The following is a 1,375-nucleotide window of genomic DNA, read 5'->3' as shown; positions in this document are numbered from 1 at the left end:
CGCAGGTCGGCACTGCGCGCGCGAATATTGATTTGATCAGGCGCGCCGGAATGCTCCACTTCATCGACCACATAAATGCCTTTGTTAATCAGGTCGCGATTGCGATAGCCAATTGCCACACTGATTTTTGCACCGTGCGGTGGTAATTCCATATCACCATTTTGATCGGTCAACGTTAAATCGAGTGTGTCCGCTTCCAGATGACGATTGTCGGTGATGGTGAGTTCAATCAGGCAACCGCGAATACGCGGGGTAATATCGGTGCCGTTTACGACAAGGCGGTAATCCGGGGCGGGATGATCAACAGTAAAAATATTCATAGGGAAAATTAAAAGCGTGGCAATTTACTGACCGCGTGTGTCAGATCGCGAATTTTATTTAGTGGCCCTGCAAGCAAACCGGTTGCTACCCCGAGGCCTGCATTAATAACCGTACCGAGCAAATCAATTTGTGATTCATCCACGCGAATGAGCGAAATACTGAATTCAATTTTTTGTGGTGTGCCATCGCGCATCAATTCGCTACTGGTTTCTGAAATGCTGGTAATAGACCAAAAACCGTAAAGCCTGCCACTGCCTTCAATGAGCGGCCATGCTTTACCTTGCTCGGCCATGGTGCGCAATAAATCCAGCGATAAGCGACCACCGGTTATTTCCGGGTAAAGCACACCGGTAAGCGTGATGGTGTCATCACCTGGTCCAACGTACTGATAGGCCGGACGTTGTCCTACGCGCGACTGGCTTGGGTGTCGCCATTCGGTTTGCCGCTGCAGTTGTTGGTAGGGCGCAGTGGGCAAATCAAACACAAAAAAGCCCAGTGTCATCAACATGATTAAAACTCCTAATCGTTATCGAACAACACCGAACGACGGCGTTGTGCTTTTTTGCGGTCGCGCTCTTCCAATGCGCGCTGGATCTGTTGAGCAATCGCGTGCTCATTCATGCCGGGGCTGGCCTGCACCGTGATGTGAATCGTATCGCCACCAAACTGCTGCGAGCTGCTCGCTCTTTTCAGTGGCGCCCGGGATTCAAAGCGCACTGCACTGGCCGGGTCTGTCGACGGCATTCCAGCGGCGCCAGCGGGTGTTGCGGATGCGATGCCGGGCGTAAGCAGTACACCCGCCCCGGCAGCGGTAAGCGCGCCGGTAATGCGTGTGAGGCGGTTTATCGTTGCGCGGGTTTGGTCGTCCAGCCCGTCTTCAAATCCCAGCAGGGTATCGCGGCCCAGTTGCGCAAAAACACGGCTGGGGGAGCGAATGCCCAACTTGTCTTTGAACCAGGTGATGGTGCCATCACCCAGATTCGAAATGGCTTCCTTCAGTTTGCCGATGCCGGTGTGAATTCCCCCCAGCAAACCGTCCACAACGGCGCTCCCA

Annotated in this window: 3 protein-coding genes; all 3 read right to left on the bottom strand. The window is 53.7% G+C overall.

Annotated elements, in window-relative coordinates; genetic code table 11:
• The coding region (locus A596_RS23225; protein WP_039918721.1) for a hypothetical protein at positions 1-320 on the bottom strand (320 nt) is incomplete at its 3' end.
• Between the two features lie 8 nt (positions 321-328).
• The gene (locus A596_RS21275) at positions 329-829 is read right to left on the bottom strand and encodes a phage tail protein (RefSeq protein WP_039918720.1); all 501 of its coding nucleotides are present in this window, start codon (positions 827-829) and stop codon (positions 329-331) included.
• An 11-nt stretch (positions 830-840) separates the two neighbouring features.
• A partial coding sequence (locus A596_RS21270) for a phage tail protein (protein ID WP_235425804.1) occupies positions 841-1,375 on the bottom strand: 535 nt, incomplete at its 5' end.

The sequence above is a fragment of the Cellvibrio mixtus subsp. mixtus J3-8 genome (assembly GCF_000766945.1).
GTDB classification, from domain to species: domain Bacteria; phylum Pseudomonadota; class Gammaproteobacteria; order Pseudomonadales; family Cellvibrionaceae; genus Cellvibrio; species Cellvibrio mixtus_A.
Note: the sequence above shows the minus strand (reverse complement) of the source record. Positions and strands in the feature narration are given on the sequence as shown.